15 protein-coding genes are annotated in these 13,984 nt (G+C 59.0%); 13 read left to right on the forward strand and 2 right to left on the reverse strand.

The features are described 5' to 3' along the window. The first annotated feature begins 62 nt into the window (after positions 1-62). The 9 genes from AC07Y2_RS05435 to AC07Y2_RS05475 all read left to right on the forward strand — a co-directional run bounded on the left by AC07Y2_RS05435 (position 63) and on the right by AC07Y2_RS05475 (position 9,661). Entirely contained in the window at positions 63-2,975 is a 2,913-nt protein-coding gene (locus AC07Y2_RS05435) for an aminotransferase (protein ID WP_103385579.1), read from the forward strand. Positions 2,976-3,153: 178 nt separating this feature from the next. Beyond that, positions 3,154-4,260: an agmatine deiminase gene (aguA, locus tag AC07Y2_RS05440; protein ID WP_007952634.1), complete on the forward strand. Its 1,107-nt coding sequence runs from the start codon at positions 3,154-3,156 to the stop codon at positions 4,258-4,260. Between the two features lie 245 nt (positions 4,261-4,505). Next, positions 4,506-4,718, forward strand: a complete 213-nt coding sequence (locus AC07Y2_RS05445; protein ID WP_085647964.1) for a hypothetical protein — start codon at positions 4,506-4,508, stop codon at positions 4,716-4,718. A gap of 242 nt (positions 4,719-4,960) precedes the next feature. Continuing rightward, positions 4,961-5,629, forward strand: coding sequence for a DsbA family protein (locus tag AC07Y2_RS05450; RefSeq protein WP_103385580.1), 669 nt, complete (start codon positions 4,961-4,963; stop codon positions 5,627-5,629). A 299-nt stretch (positions 5,630-5,928) separates the two neighbouring features. Beyond that, positions 5,929-7,215 carry an OprD family porin gene (locus AC07Y2_RS05455; protein WP_103385581.1) on the forward strand — a complete coding sequence of 429 codons (1,287 nt, stop codon included), beginning with the start codon at positions 5,929-5,931 and terminating at the stop codon, positions 7,213-7,215. Positions 7,216-7,448: 233 nt separating this feature from the next. Next, on the forward strand, positions 7,449-8,195 hold the full coding sequence (locus tag AC07Y2_RS05460) for a 2OG-Fe dioxygenase family protein (RefSeq protein WP_011331995.1): 747 nt from the start codon (positions 7,449-7,451) through the stop codon (positions 8,193-8,195). Positions 8,196-8,274: 79 nt separating this feature from the next. Then, the gene (locus AC07Y2_RS05465) at positions 8,275-8,652 is read left to right on the forward strand and encodes a GNAT family N-acetyltransferase (protein WP_007952618.1); all 378 of its coding nucleotides are present in this window, start codon (positions 8,275-8,277) and stop codon (positions 8,650-8,652) included. Then, the gene (locus AC07Y2_RS05470; protein WP_074689485.1) at positions 8,649-9,365 is read left to right on the forward strand and encodes an AzlC family ABC transporter permease; all 717 of its coding nucleotides are present in this window, start codon (positions 8,649-8,651) and stop codon (positions 9,363-9,365) included. The genes AC07Y2_RS05465 and AC07Y2_RS05470 overlap by 4 nt, the downstream gene beginning before the upstream one ends. Further along, positions 9,344-9,661, forward strand: a complete 318-nt coding sequence (locus AC07Y2_RS05475) for an AzlD domain-containing protein (protein ID WP_007952614.1) — start codon at positions 9,344-9,346, stop codon at positions 9,659-9,661. Before AC07Y2_RS05470 ends, AC07Y2_RS05475 begins: the two co-directional genes overlap by 22 nt. Here AC07Y2_RS05475 and AC07Y2_RS05480 read toward each other — a convergent pair. Further along, the gene (locus AC07Y2_RS05480) at positions 9,578-10,504 is read right to left on the reverse strand and encodes a LysR family transcriptional regulator (protein WP_103385582.1); all 927 of its coding nucleotides are present in this window, start codon (positions 10,502-10,504) and stop codon (positions 9,578-9,580) included. The two genes, AC07Y2_RS05475 and AC07Y2_RS05480, sit on opposite strands and share 84 nt — an antisense overlap. A 447-nt stretch (positions 10,505-10,951) precedes the next feature. On the opposite strand from AC07Y2_RS05480, the gene AC07Y2_RS05485 reads away from it, so the two are divergent. The 4 genes from AC07Y2_RS05485 to AC07Y2_RS05500 all read left to right on the forward strand — a co-directional run bounded on the left by AC07Y2_RS05485 (position 10,952) and on the right by AC07Y2_RS05500 (position 13,437). Continuing rightward, positions 10,952-11,485, forward strand: coding sequence for a PBECR2 nuclease fold domain-containing protein (locus AC07Y2_RS05485; RefSeq protein WP_039764637.1), 534 nt, complete (start codon positions 10,952-10,954; stop codon positions 11,483-11,485). 348 nt (positions 11,486-11,833) lie between these two features. Further along, positions 11,834-12,052, forward strand: coding sequence for a tautomerase family protein (locus tag AC07Y2_RS05490; protein ID WP_007952610.1), 219 nt, complete (start codon positions 11,834-11,836; stop codon positions 12,050-12,052). After that, complete coding sequence (locus AC07Y2_RS05495) at positions 12,049-12,693, forward strand: DsbA family oxidoreductase (protein WP_103385583.1); 645 nt, start codon at positions 12,049-12,051, stop codon at positions 12,691-12,693. Before AC07Y2_RS05490 ends, AC07Y2_RS05495 begins: the two co-directional genes overlap by 4 nt. Before the next feature lie 33 nt (positions 12,694-12,726). After that, positions 12,727-13,437, forward strand: a complete 711-nt coding sequence (locus AC07Y2_RS05500) for an SDR family NAD(P)-dependent oxidoreductase (RefSeq protein WP_103385584.1) — start codon at positions 12,727-12,729, stop codon at positions 13,435-13,437. Positions 13,438-13,495: 58 nt separating this feature from the next. Here the strand turns inward: AC07Y2_RS05500 and AC07Y2_RS05505 are convergent, their stop codons facing one another. After that, positions 13,496-13,762, reverse strand: a complete 267-nt coding sequence (locus AC07Y2_RS05505; protein ID WP_039764643.1) for a DUF3077 domain-containing protein — start codon at positions 13,760-13,762, stop codon at positions 13,496-13,498. Positions 13,763-13,984: the final 222 nt, after the last annotated feature.

Genomic DNA, 13,984 nt, shown 5'->3' on the forward strand with positions numbered 1-13,984 from the left:
GGTTGCTTATCGCCCGAACCAATGGCGATATAGGCGCCTAATAAAATTTCAGGGGTCGTTCCATGTCGTTCGCCACGTTGATTCATCGCGCCAGTTTGCCCAGCCCTCAGGTTTCGCTGGAGCAGGCCCGGCATCTGCTGGCGCAGCATTACGACTTGAACGGCACGTTGCAGGCCCTGGGCAGCCAGCAGGATCTCAATTACCGGGTCGACAGCGAGCGTGGGCGGTTCGTGCTGAAGATCTGCCGGGGCGATTATTCGCTGGTCGAGCTGCAAGCCCAGCATGCGGGCCTTAAGTACCTGGCCGAGCACGGCGCGGTGACGGTGCCTCGGGTGATTGCGGCCAGTAACGGTGCTGACCTGCTGACCCTGGACGTCGAGGGCGAATCGGTGCATGTGCGGCTGCTCGATTACATCGAGGGCCAGCCACTGACGGCTCTCGATCATCTTGGCCATGAGGTTGTTGCCGGGTTCGGCCGGCTCTGCGGCGAAATGGATCTGGCCCTGGCCGGGTTCGACCATCCGGGGCTCGAGCGCACATTGCAATGGGACGCGCGCCACGCCAGTTCACTGATCGAGCACCTGCTGCCGGTCATCGAAGACGAACGCCAACGCACGCTGATCGCCGAGGCTGCCGAACAGGCCAGGCTTCGTTTGCAGCCGCTGCTGGAAAAGCTGCCGGTACAGGCGATCCACATGGACATCACCGACGACAATGTGGTCTGGCAGCGTGACGCCCGACGGCACTGGCAGTTGCAGGGCGTTATCGATTTCGGCGACCTGGTGCGCACCTGGCGCATCACCGATCTGTCGGTCACCTGCGCCGCATTGCTGCATCACGCCGCCGGCGACCCGTTCGTGATCCTGCCGGCCGTGCAGGCCTATCACGTGGTCAATCCGCTGCAACACGAAGAACTGCTGGCGCTGTGGCCGCTGATCGTGGCGCGGGCCGCGGTGCTGGTGCTCAGCGGCGAGCAACAGGTCAGCATCGATCCGGGCAACACCTACAGCCGCGACAACCTGACCCATGAATGGGAGATCTTCCGGGTCGCTACCTCGGTGCCGCTGGCGTTGATGGAGGCGGCGATTCTCACGGCGGTCGGCCAGGCATTGCCGGCCATCGACAGTGAAGGTTTTGCGCCGTTGTTGCCCGATCTGGTCGGGCGCGAATTCGCGTTGATCGATCTGGGTGTGTTGAGCGCCCACTTCGAGGCGGGCAACTGGGAGCAGCCTGGCATTGATCAGCGTCTGTTGAGCGAGGCCGCTTCCATGCACGGTCTGGCGGCCAGTCGATACGGACAATACCGGTTGTCGCGCACTCGGCTCGACAGCGCCGATGAGCCAGAGACGTTCCCGCTGCACGTCGAATTGCATGTACCCAAAGGTTCTACGGTGGAGGCGCCGTTCGCTGGCGTACTGCACCTGTCGGCCGACGGCGCACTGCGACTCGACGGCCCGCAACTGAGCCTGCGTCTGTGGGGGGTGAAACCTTCGTTGCACGGCGGCGCGGCGCTGGTGAAAGGTCAGGTGCTAGGTTTGGTGGACGGTCCGTTGATCGTGCAATTGATTCGCGGCGCACAGCTGGAAGCGCCGCTGTTCTGTACACCATCACGCGCGTTGGCGTGGCAGGCGTTGTCCCCCTCGCCGGCCGCACTGCTGGGCCTGGCCTGCGACGCCGAGCCGGAGCTGGACGCGGCGACTCTGCTGGCGCGCCGCGACGCCAGTTTCGCCCGCACCCAGAAACACTATTACGTCGACCCGCCGCGTATCGAGCGCGGCTGGCGCAATCACCTGATCGACATGCAGGGCCGCTCCTACCTCGACATGCTCAACAACGTCGCGGTGCTCGGCCACGGTCACCCGCGCATGGCGGCGGTCGCGGGCCGCCAGTGGTCGCTGCTCAATACCAACTCGCGATTCAACTATGCAGCCGTCGCCGAGTTCTCCGAACGCTTGTTGAAGCTGGCGCCGGAGGGCATGGATCGGGTGTTCCTGGTCAACAGCGGCAGCGAGGCCAATGACCTGGCGATCCGCCTGGCGTGGGCCGCCAGCGGTGGCCGCGACATGATCAGCGTGCTGGAGGCCTATCACGGCTGGACGGTCGGCGCAGACGCGGTCTCGACCTCGATTGCCGATAACCCGCAAGCCCTGAGCAGTCGCCCGGACTGGGTGCATGCGGTGACGGCGCCGAACACCTATCGCGGCGAGTTTCGCGGCGCGGATTCGGCGCCGGATTACGTGCGCAGCGTCGAGCATCATCTGGCGAAGATTGATGAGCAGAAACGCCAACTGGCCGGGTTCATCTGCGAGCCGGTCTACGGCAATGCGGGCGGGATTTCGCTACCGCCGGGTTACTTGAAAAAAGTCTATGAACTGGTGCGCGCCCGTGGCGGCGTGTGCATCGCCGATGAGGTGCAGGTCGGTTATGGCCGTATGGGCCATTTCTTCTGGGGTTTCGAAGAGCAAGGCGTAGTGCCGGACATCATCACCATGGCCAAAGGAATGGGCAACGGCCAGCCGCTGGGCGCGGTGATCACCCGCCGGGAAATCGCCGAGGCGCTGGAGGCCGAGGGCTATTTCTTCTCGTCCGCCGGCGGCAGTCCGGTGAGCTGCCAGATCGGCATGGCGGTGCTCGATGTCATGGAAGAAGAAAAGCTCTGGGAAAACGCCCAGGTGGTCGGCGCTCATTTCAAGGCGCGGCTGGAAGCGCTGATCGATCAATATCCGTTGGTCGGCGCAGTGCACGGTTCGGGGTTCTATCTGGGGGTCGAGCTGATCCGCAATCGGGAAACCCTGGAGCCGGCAACCGAGGAAACCACGCTGTTGTGTGATCGCCTGCGCGAGCTGGGGATCTTCATGCAGCCGACCGGCGATTACCTGAACGTTCTGAAGATCAAACCGCCGATGGTCACCTCGCGTCAGAGCGTGGATTTCTTTGTCGACATGCTGGCGAAGGTGCTTGAAGAAGGGCTTTGAAACGATCCGCAACCTTCGAATACCGATTTGTATCGGTATTTTAAGGGGTTAATTCCGATTGTTTTTCATTACTTGCTTCTAAAGCCGATATTTATCGTTTATAAAGTCGCCATAGTCCGTCGTCCATCCCTGTACGGCGCGTTGAAAACCCTCGACGGTTCCCTGGAGTCTGATCGACATGACCACATTGAAAAGCACACCACGCGCCGATGGCTTCTACATGCCGGCCGAATGGGCACCGCAAACCCAGACCTGGATGATCTGGCCCGAGCGTCCGGACAACTGGCGTCTGGGCGGCAAGCCGGCCCAGGCCGCTCACGCCGCCGTGGCCAAGGCCATCGCGCGTTTCGAGCCGGTCACCGTGGCGGTGTCCGCCGGCCAGTACGAAAACGCTCGCGCTCGCCTCGACGTGCCGAATATCCGCGTGGTCGAGATGTCCAGCGATGACGCCTGGGTTCGCGATAGCGGACCGACCTTCGTGATCAACAACAGCGGCGAAGTGCGCGGCGTGAACTGGGACTTCAACGCCTGGGGCGGTTTTGACGGTGGCCTGTATTCGCCGTGGAATCGCGACTCCCAGGTCGGCGGCAAGATCCTCGAAATCGAGCGCAGCCCGCGTTATCGCACCGAAGGCTTCGTGCTCGAAGGCGGCTCGATTCACGTCGACGGCGAAGGCACCCTGATCACCACCGAAGAATGCCTGCTCAACCGCAATCGCAACCCGCACCTGGGCCGCGAAGAAATCGAAGCGGTGCTCAGTGAAAACCTGTCGGTGGACAAAATCATCTGGCTGCCGGATGGCCTGTTCAACGACGAAACCGACGGCCATGTGGATAACTTCTGCTGCTACGTGCGTCCGGGCGAAGTGCTGCTGGCGTGGACTGACGATCCGCAGGATCCGAACTACCCGCGCTGCCAGGCCGCGATGAAAGTGCTGGAAAGCAGCACTGACGCCAAGGGCCGCCCGTTCACGGTGCACAAGATGCCGATTCCGGGGCCGCTGTTTGCCACCGAAGAAGAATGCGCTGGCGTGGACCCGGTGGACGGCACTCAGGAGCGCAACCCGAGCGTGCGCCTGGCCGGTTCCTACGTGAACTTCCTGATCGTCAACGGTGGCATCATCGCGCCAAGCTTCGACGACCCGATGGACGCCCCGGCGCGCGAGATCCTGCAGAACCTGTTCCCGCAACATGAAGTGGTGATGGTGCCGGGTCGCGAACTGTTACTGGGGGGCGGCAATATTCACTGCCTTACCCAACAGCAACCCGCGCCGCACAAAGAGTGAGTGCGGATGTAACAGCTTGAGTTGATTGAAAAAACGACCGGGCAGTCATTTGTTGCCCTCGTATGAAGAGAAACCCGCAGCCCGTCAGGACTGCGGGTTTCTTTATGTCCGCTGGTCGACAATTGCCAGACATTGGCATAGCTCTTGTATCGCTCATGGTGCACTAGGGAGGGGGGAGAACTTCAACAGTTCTGTCATATACCTTGGATAACTTAGCCGCTCACGAACGGGGAGAGAGCGCTGAAATGAACGCCGAAGTGAACGTAATCAGCGAGCGGACGTTGCATCCCATGCCTGTAAATACTGAGTCGCTCCAGATTGTCGCGCACTGGTTGAAATCCAATGGAACGCGTCAGATCAGGGAACCTGATCCGCGCCGGATGATGATCGAGCGTTACCCCGCTGGCCTGTTCAGCGAGGCCGAACTGGACGCACTCTGGGATGTGATGGAAGGATAAGAAGAACAAACAGGGATTGTAAAAAGCGCTGCCGGGATGGCAGCGCTTTTTTTATGGGCGCGATATCAGAAGCTTTAGGTGTCAATGCCCACCGGGTTGTCTGCCTGACCTGGAAGTGGCGGCTGCCGGTCTCGATTTGACCGATTGCCGAAACACACTGAAAGCCATTCCGGCGTTTTTCCGCAACGACCGAGGGACTAATGTGCCGACATCATTCCCCACCTTCCAGCCGGAGCATTTCGATGACCCTTCACTACATTTACGACCCGTTGTGCGGCTGGTGCTATGGCGCCAAACCGCTGGTACAGGCCGCACAGCAAGTGCTGCCAGTGATCGCCCACGCCGGCGGCATGATGACGGGTGCCAACCGCCAGAGCGTTTCGCCGCAACTGCGCAATTACGTAATGCCCCATGACCGGCGCATTGCTGAATACACGGGTCAGCCATTCGGCGACGCTTATTTCGAAGGCCTGTTGCGCGATCACACCGCGGTGTTTGATTCGGCACCGCCGATTGCCGCTGTGCTGGCAGCGGAAAAAATCGACGGCCGTGGCCTGGAACTGCTGGGGCGTTTGCAGACGGCGCACTATGTCGAGGGGCGCCGAATTGCCGACGAAAGCGTGCTGTTGGAATACGCGGTGCAGCAGGGTTACGACGCCGCTACTTTCTTGAACGCCAAGCAGTCCGTCGACACCGAGCAACATATGAAGAACAGCCGCGCTCTGTTGGCGAAACTCGGCGGGCAGGGTTTTCCGACTCTCGCACTGGAGCAGGATGGTCAGTTCACAGTGGTGGATATCGGCCCGTGGCTCGGTAAACCGCAGGCCTTCGCACAATGGTTGAGCGAGTCGTTTACGCCTGCGACAGCGGCGCATGCCTTGCCGGTCTGTAGCCTCGACGGGTGTGCGTGACCCGGCATCAAAATCCCTGATTACAGGCGTTTCCCTGCACGAAGCCACCGCAAAATTTACTTTTTTTAGACGTTTTTCGCCTATTTAAAGACGATTCTTGAAATTGACACATTGTTGAGGGCGCGGCTACGATTCGGCCCAACGCCTGTGGCTAACCGCCATGACTCAAAATCAGGAGCAGGCCCGCCATGACATTGTCTTGAGCGGGTCTTTTTGTTTCGGGGTGAATAAAAGAGTGCAATAAGCGCCGTTTCAGCCGTTCGACACAGCGCGTTTCAACCCGTAATAAGGAAAACAAAATGTTGAACAAGCGAATCAGTTTGATCGCACTGGGGATGTTGAGTGCCACTTCGGCCATGGCTAACGACCAGGCCGAGTCCAAGGGTTTTGTTGAAGACAGCAGTCTCAAAGTGCTGCTGCGCAATGCCTACATCAATCGTGACTACAAAGATGGCAACCAGGACAAAGCCGAATGGGGCCAAGCGGCCATCGGCACGTTCTCGTCCGGTTTCACTCAAGGCACCGTGGGTGTGGGTGTGGATGCCTTCGGTTTGTATGCACTGCGCCTGGACGGCGGCAAGGGCCGCAGCGGTGCCGGTGGTATCGACTTCTTCAAACAGGGTGACAGCGGCAACGCGGCTGACGACCTGTCGAAGGGTGGCGCAGCCGTCAAATTCCGTATCTCCAACACCGTACTGACTTACGGTGACCAGATGCCGGCCCTGCCGGTGCTGAGCTACGACAACGTGCGTCTGCTGCCGGAAAGCTACACCGGTACTTTGATCACTTCCAAAGAGATCAAGGGCCTGGAACTGAACGCCGGCCGTTTCACCGCCGAATCGCGCAAGAGCGCTGAAGGCCGTGACAGCGGTGGTCTGAAATCGATCAACGTGTTGGGCGGTAGCTACCAGTTCACCGAACAGTTCAAGGCAGCGCTGTACGCTTCCGACGTCGAAGACGTGCTGAAGAAGCAATACGTGAACGCCAACTACGTGTTCCCGATCGACAAGGATCAGTCCCTGACCCTGGACTTCAACGGTTACCGCACCAAGCTGGACAACTCCTACGTCCGCGAAAACGGTGTGACCGGCGACGACAACAAGATCTGGAGCCTGGCAGCGACCTTCGCCACCGGCCCGCACTCGTTCACCGTGGCGCACCAGCGCTCCACCGGCGACAGCAACCTGGGTTACGCCTACGGCGGTTATCTGAAAGGTCAGGGTCGCGTGGGTGACGGTGGCAACACCATCTACCTGGCCAACTCCTACTGGTCCGACTTCAACGCTGAAGACGAGCGCAGCTGGCAGTTGGGCTACGGCCTGGACTTCAGCGCATTCGGCGTACCGGGTCTGAGCTACAACTTCGCGTACGTGCGTGGCGACAACATCACCACGTCCACCAGCGAAGGCGGCACCGAGCGTGAAATCTTCAACCAGTTCAAGTACGTCGTGCAAAGTGGCCCGGCCAAAGACCTGAGCATCAAGCTGCGCAGCTCGATCCTGCGTGTTTCGCAGAAATCCAGCGAATACAACGTCAGCGGCAACGAACTGCGGGTGTTCGTGGATTACCCGATCAACGTCTTCTGATGTTTGGTTGAACCCGCGAAACGCGTCAGAAAAACCCCGACTGGTTCGGGGTTTTTTTTTGACGTTTTTTGCGAAAACAGCATAAAAACCCGTGTTTTTGTCATTTGAAATGCACTTTCAAGCCGTTTCAAATCGCGTTTCAAACAGGGCTTTAAATGCCTGAAATTCTTTCTCATGGACGCAAATTCTCCACCTAATAGATTAGGCCGCTCAATGCAGCGGAGAATTTGGTAATGATCGTTTTAACCAGAGAAGTGGGCGAATCGCTACGGCGCGACAAGTACGCCAATGTGCAGGGTGCTGACTTCAATCTCTACGGTCATTTCGCCGACTTCGTCAGACTGACCAAAAGTTGGGAAAACATGGAGCCTGACAGTTACTACGGTCAGGCCGAAGCCGGCATGCGTTACCGTCGTTACAGCGACTTTGAATACAACCCCAAGACTCGCGAACTCAAGCAACTGGAACATCGCGCGTACGTACAGTCCAAGGCCAACAACAGCTATGTGGGCGGCGTTGTGCGGCACTTCCAGGACTTCTCGGACGAAGTCATCAGCTCGCCGGTAATGCGCAGCCTGATCGACACCGATTTTGAAGTGTACAAAAGCGTGTTGCCGGAAGAGCTGCACGATGAAATCTGGCAGTGCCAGATCCATCAGATCCGTATCGAGATCAAACCCGGCAAACAACTGGAAATCACTCCGGAAGGGATTCACTGCGACGGTTATCCGTTCAGCGGTGTGCACTTCTGGGGCCGCAACAATGTCGAGGGTGCGGAGAGTCGTTTGTACGACATCCACGAGCAGCAACTGGCGTCGACCACTTACCAGGAAATCCTCGACACCACCTATTTCCTCGACCGTGATATGCGCCACTACGTGACACCGGCACGCAACACTCACTCCCATGCCATGGCGTACCGGCAGATCCTGGCGATTTCCTTCTCGCGGCCCGGGACCGCTTTCGACATTGTTCGCTAATCAGATCACCCCAATCGACGGCGTCGAATGCTCGACGCCGGTGGTGCTGCGGCGCGCGACGGCCAAGGACGCGCAGCGCATGGAGCGTTTCTTCCGCCAGTTCGACGAAGTGTCGTTCTGTGAATGGCAGGACGCCAAATGCCTGCGCGGCGTGTTGATCCAGAAAACCACCACGGCGTATCTGGCCTTCGATGTCGAAGGCGAGATCGTCGGCGCGGTGCTGGGCGGCATGCTCGGCAGTCGTGGCACGATCAACCATCTGGCGGTCAGCCTGCGCTATCGCAGCCAGGGCGTGGGCCAGCGGCTGGTGGAAGCGGCGTCGGCCGACATGAAACGGGTCGGAGTGCTGCGGATGTTCCTGTTCGTCGATGATGCTAACCTCGCGGGCAAGCGTTTCTGGACGGCCCAGGGTTTTTGCGAACCTCACGGCGAGCGGACATTTGAGAGGGATCTATGAATGAAACATCCGGCAGTGCGCCGCTGATGGTCGACCGTCAGCCATCGCGCACCTTTGCCGAAGCCAGCCCGGTGGTCGCTGGTTACTTTACCGTGTCGTTCGTGTTCGGGCTGATGGCGGTCAATGCCGGGCTGCCACTGTGGCTGCCGGTGGCGATGTGTCTGTTCGTGTATGCCGGGGCTTCGCAGTTTGCGGCGCTGGCGCTGATCAGCAGCGGTGCGTCACTGACCACCATCGTGCTGACCACGTTTCTGATCAACGCGCGGCACATGCTGATGTCGGTCTACATGGCGAAAGCCCTGCGGGCGCTGGGCCTGAGTCGCATGGAACGCTGGTGTTACGCCGGCGGCCTGACCGATGAATCGTTCGCCTTCCACAGCGTCAAACTGGGCACCGGGGCGCCGGTGAACGTCCGTTATCTGATTGGCTTCAACCTGTTCTGCCACACCTCCTGGGTGATCGGCGGATTGCTGGGCGCCCTGTGCGCGCAGTACGCCTCGCATCTGATCAAATACCAGCTCGACTATGCGCTGACCGCGATGATGCTCTACGTGCTGGTCTCGCTCTGCAATACCCGCAACAAACTCATCGCCGCTATGGCTGCAGTGGTCTGCATGGGCGCACTGAGTCTGGTGGGCAGCTCGCCATTCAATGTTTTCATCGCCACGTTTGTGGGCTGCGGAGTGGGTGTATGCCTGACCAAACGTTCCTGATCCTGGTGGTCGCGCTGATGATGGCCGTGACCTTCCTGCCACGGGCCTTGCCGCTGCAGGTCAACACCGAGCACTGGCCGCCCTTCGTCGCCCGCGCGCTGGAGTACCTGCCGGTGGCGATCGTCGCTGCGATCAGCCTGACACCCTTGTTGATCAAGGATCAGCACATACAGCTCGATCGCCCGGAATTTTATGCAGCGATTCCGACGCTGTTATGTGCGTATTTCAGCAAAAACCTCTTTCTCAGTGTGGCGGTTGGGACGGCTGCGTACATTGCGCTCGGCTCGTTCATGTAGCGGCAGATCGACCACGTCGTTCAACGCCTGGCCGGACAGATCCGGGTTGTTCACCGCCAGGCGCACTTCGAGGAAATCCTCGAACCCGGGGAAGATCGTCAGGCCGTTCTTCTGCGCGGCCTCGCGGGAGACCATGCCGACCGCATCCATCTGGGTGATGAGCGACAGGGTCAGCGTTTCGCTGCAGGAGTAGATCGTCCGCTGGCTGTTCTCGTGATTGCCCAGCCCGGCGTCGAGAAAACGCAAAAAGCTGTGGGAATACGGACAATCTTCTGCGGGACGCACCTGAAACTTGTTGCCAAGCAAGGTCAGCGGATCGTTCTCCTGACCACAGTGCGCGCCGACCACCTGCACCTGTACTTCAGGCAGGACAATGCTCGGCAGACCCGGACGCTGCGGGCCGATCAGCACCGCAAGGTCGAAGTCTTCGTTCTTCAGCTTGCTGAGGTTTTCCATCGACTCGGCGTAGCTGAATTCCATCTGGTAGTCGGGAAACACTTCGATCAGGCGTCCGATCAATCGCCGGTTGAAGTCCGGCGCCAGCGTGGTGTTCAACGCCACTTTCAACATGCGCTGTCCCGGCACCTTCAACGCTTCGACTTTCTCTTCCATCTGCCGCGTGGCAATCAGCACTCTGTCCATATAGGGCGTCAGCTCGGTGCCTTGCGGCGTCAGCGTCAGCCCCTTGTTGGATCGTCTAAACAAGCGGAAACCGAACTGCTCTTCGACCTTGTTCAACTGTGCGGCCAAGGCCTGCACGGTCAGGCACGAATGCTCGGCTGCTGCCGACAACGAGCCGGTCTGCACGATGCGCATGAGGTTGCGTAAGGTTCTGCTATCCATGGGTAATGCCCTCTGAAGTGGGCTGGGTATTGTTGTGTACGTGACGGCCTGAACGGCGCCATTTGCCGGCTATATTCCTGTACCTGAGCATAGTTGTCGCGCAATTAGTAGCGAATTGATGTCCCTGCCGATGGCTGGAGGCTGACACAGGATCGGGGTTTTTGGCGACGTGGGGGTGATAGGGATCAAAAAAAATGCCCGACTCGAAGGAGTCGGGCACTTTTTTTGTGCGGTGGGGTTACAGCGGCTGGGACAATTTCGTACAGCCATTTCGCGCTGTTCAGCGTTGATGCCGGAAGCCTCCTATTGAAAGACAAGAACGGGCTGATTTATTACCGCAGCACGAGTGGCTGAAATATCAGGCAGTTAATTTCGGGACATTTTCAGTCCGAGGCCATTGGATATCCAGGCAATGCCGGCATCCGCGAAGCTAGCGAGAGGATGCCAATGAGCGTGCCTGGGAGCAGGGCGTTACCTGAACAAAAGAACTGGAAGGATCTTGGTTTACCGGACATTCGGGACATTGATTCCGAGTTGCTGACTTCTGCAATCAGAGAATGTCCGGGTGCCGAGAGTCTGGAGGCTGCATGGGAGCAAGTTGCCAAAGGCTTCGGACTTCATGACGGCCTCAATTCAACAGTGATTGAGACACCCATTTGCCCTGTTCTGGTGAGGCGCGAGCACTTGTTGCACATTGTGGAAAAACGCCCGAATGCTCGGGAGCGCTTCACAGACTTCGCGCAAGACACCCTGAAAAAGCCGTTAGAGATCTGGAAGATTTCCTACGATGACGACTCTTTCCGACTGACATACATCGGTGTCTACAACACGAAATACCAGATGCTGGTCGTGATCCATATCGATCACGGCAACGTACTCTGGAACTTCATGAACTGTGACAAAAAGGGACTGAACAAGCATCGGCATGGAGAGCTGCTGTTTCAAAGTTACCGATGGCCCAAACAAAAAGGGCAGCCTTAACAGGCTGCCCTTCACGAAAAAGTTGCTTGATATTGTGCTCCCTCAAGCAGGGGAGAAGAGGTCTCACCCGAACGCTGATTTTCAGGTCATCAACGGGGTTCCTAACGCCGACTATCGCCACCTGATGGCAGTCGGTTTCGCGCTCTTGGGGCCGATTCTCGGCCACTGAATCAGATGTGTCAACCTACGACTTCAATGGGTAAACGGTAGCGACATGGGTGTATCAATTCATTACACCGCATCACAAATGAAGTACCCCACCCCTACTTTTTCCCCTCCCGGCACACGCCTACATTGAGCTCCAACACCTGACCATCATCCCGAGGGCAGGTCACTGGAGTAGTCGTCATGCCATTTGTCAGCGTACGCATCACCCGCGACGGCGTTACCCGTGAGCAGAAAGCTCAGGTGATCGCCGAAATCACTGAAACCCTGGAACGCGTCCTCAACAAACGCCCGGACCTGACCCACATCGTGATCGAAGAAGTCGACACCGATAACTGGGGCTACGCCGGCATCACCACCACCGAATACCGCCGACAACTGGCGGAACGGGGGCAGTCATGACCCCGACCGTGACCATCGATTTCGTTTCCGACGTGGTGTGCCCCTGGTGCGCACTCGGGGCGACAGCGCTGGAGCAGGCGATTGGCAATCTGGCCGGCGAGGTTTCGGTGGAGCTGACCTACAAGCCCTTCGAACTCAACCCGGACATGCCCGCCGAAGGCGAGCCGGCCGTGCAGCACCTGATGCGCAAATACGGCCGCACCGCCGAAGACGTCGCTGCCGGCAAGAAGATGCAGATCGAGCGCGGCAAGGCCATCGGTTTCGAGTTCGACCTGGAGAAACGCACGCACTTTCACAACACCTTCGACGCCCATCGCTTGTTGATGTGGGCAGCGCAGGAAGGGCGGCAGGTCGCGCTGAAAAAGATCCTGCTGCGCGCTTACTTCCGCGACGGCGACAACCCCAACGATCACCCGACGCTGATCCGTCTGGCGACCGAAGCCGGGCTGGATGCCGCGAGGGCCCGCAAGGTGCTGGCCAACGATGAATTCGCCAGCGAAGTGCGGCAACTGCAGGCGTTCTACCGGCAGCACGGGATCAACTCGGTGCCCGCGCTGATCCTGAACGGCAAGCACCTGGTGTCCGGTTCGCAATCGGTCGAGTACTACGAACAAATGCTGAAAAAACTGGCTGCGGCCTGATTCAACACTTACTTATTGATTGAGGATTTCATCATGAGCAACTCGAAAAAAACCGTCGTTATCACTGGCGCCTCCCAAGGTCTGGGCGAAGGCATGGTCAAGGCCTTCCGCGAACTGGGCTACAACATCGTCGCCACCTCGCGCTCGATCAAACCGTCGAACGACCCGCAAATCCTGACCATCGCCGGCGACATTGGCGACCTGGCCACCGCTCAACGCGTGATCAGCGAAGGCGTGGCCCGCTTCGGCCGCATCGACACCCTGGTCAACAACGCCGGCATCTTCGTCGCCAAACCGTTCACCGCCTACACCCCGGAAGACTACTCCGCAGTGCTGTCGGTCAACCTCAATGGCTTCTTCTACATCACCCAACTGGCCATCGCCGAGATGGAAAAACAGGGCAAGGGCCACGTGGTCAACATCACCACCAGCCTGGTCGACCACGCCATCGACGGCGTGCCCTCGGTCCTCGCTTCCCTGACCAAGGGCGGCCTCAACGCCGCCACCAAATCCCTGGCCATCGAATACGCCAAGCGCGGAATCCGGGTGAACGCGGTATCGCCGGGCATCATCAAGACACCGATGCACGGCGAGGAAACCCACGCGGCGCTGGGTGGGCTGCATCCGGTTGGGCACATGGGCGAAATCGACGATATCGCGCAGGCGGTGGTGTACCTCGATAACGCGAATTTTGTGACCGGCGAGATTCTGCATGTGGATGGTGGTCAAAGCGCTGGGCACTGATTGATCCGGTAACACAAAGCCCTCGCCGCGATGCGAGGGCTTTTTTGTGGGCGACGGTTTACGGATCGGGGCTCAGCACTTTGACCGCATCATCGACCAGCGCCTTGCTCAACTCCTGCAAGTATTGCGAGGCGCAGGCGTGGAGTTCCGGGTCGTTGGCGGCAGAAGTATCTGATGTGAGCAGTTTGGAAATGTGCAGTAGGTGGGATGCGTGGGAGAGGGCGGTGACGACAGGTACGCCGGAGTTGGTGCGGAAGAGTGCGTGGTTGGATTGGAAGGAAAAATGGGTGAGGCCGAGGGTTTTTAGGTCGTGGGGGTTGGTCATGGCTTCACCTACCTTTTGTTGGGAGGTGGAAGGGGCAGACTTTGGACGGATCGATGCTAATCATTTGTGAAACTCCCTGTATCAAATGAGCGCTGCCACTTCGTTCTCAGGCGAAAGGGTGGCAGCTATGCGCAGGCTGAGAAACCGGAGATACAGGAACCCGGCAGGCCCGAAAGCCTCCCACGCACAGCCGCCATTGCACGGAAATGCAGGCACAAAAAA

It is taken from the genome of Pseudomonas sp. GW456-12-1-14-TSB6, assembly GCF_059424205.1.

Coding starts and splice junctions, on each gene's coding strand:
- AC07Y2_RS05450 (WP_103385580.1), top strand. CDS start 4,961: ATGACCCTTCACTACATTTACGACCCGTTGTGCGGCTGGTGCTATGGC.
- AC07Y2_RS05485 (WP_039764637.1), top strand. CDS start 10,952: ATGAGCGTGCCTGGGAGCAGGGCGTTACCTGAACAAAAGAACTGGAAG.
- AC07Y2_RS05500 (WP_103385584.1), top strand. CDS start 12,727: ATGAGCAACTCGAAAAAAACCGTCGTTATCACTGGCGCCTCCCAAGGT.
- AC07Y2_RS05435 (WP_103385579.1), top strand. CDS start 63: ATGTCGTTCGCCACGTTGATTCATCGCGCCAGTTTGCCCAGCCCTCAG.
- AC07Y2_RS05460 (WP_011331995.1), top strand. CDS start 7,449: ATGATCGTTTTAACCAGAGAAGTGGGCGAATCGCTACGGCGCGACAAG.
- AC07Y2_RS05465 (WP_007952618.1), top strand. CDS start 8,275: ATGGAGCGTTTCTTCCGCCAGTTCGACGAAGTGTCGTTCTGTGAATGG.
- AC07Y2_RS05445 (WP_085647964.1), top strand. CDS start 4,506: ATGAACGCCGAAGTGAACGTAATCAGCGAGCGGACGTTGCATCCCATG.
- AC07Y2_RS05495 (WP_103385583.1), top strand. CDS start 12,049: ATGACCCCGACCGTGACCATCGATTTCGTTTCCGACGTGGTGTGCCCC.
- AC07Y2_RS05475 (WP_007952614.1), top strand. CDS start 9,344: ATGCCTGACCAAACGTTCCTGATCCTGGTGGTCGCGCTGATGATGGCC.
- AC07Y2_RS05480 (WP_103385582.1), bottom strand. CDS start 10,504: ATGGATAGCAGAACCTTACGCAACCTCATGCGCATCGTGCAGACCGGC.
- aguA (WP_007952634.1), top strand. CDS start 3,154: ATGACCACATTGAAAAGCACACCACGCGCCGATGGCTTCTACATGCCG.
- AC07Y2_RS05470 (WP_074689485.1), top strand. CDS start 8,649: ATGAATGAAACATCCGGCAGTGCGCCGCTGATGGTCGACCGTCAGCCA.
- AC07Y2_RS05455 (WP_103385581.1), top strand. CDS start 5,929: ATGTTGAACAAGCGAATCAGTTTGATCGCACTGGGGATGTTGAGTGCC.
- AC07Y2_RS05490 (WP_007952610.1), top strand. CDS start 11,834: ATGCCATTTGTCAGCGTACGCATCACCCGCGACGGCGTTACCCGTGAG.
- AC07Y2_RS05505 (WP_039764643.1), bottom strand. CDS start 13,762: ATGACCAACCCCCACGACCTAAAAACCCTCGGCCTCACCCATTTTTCC.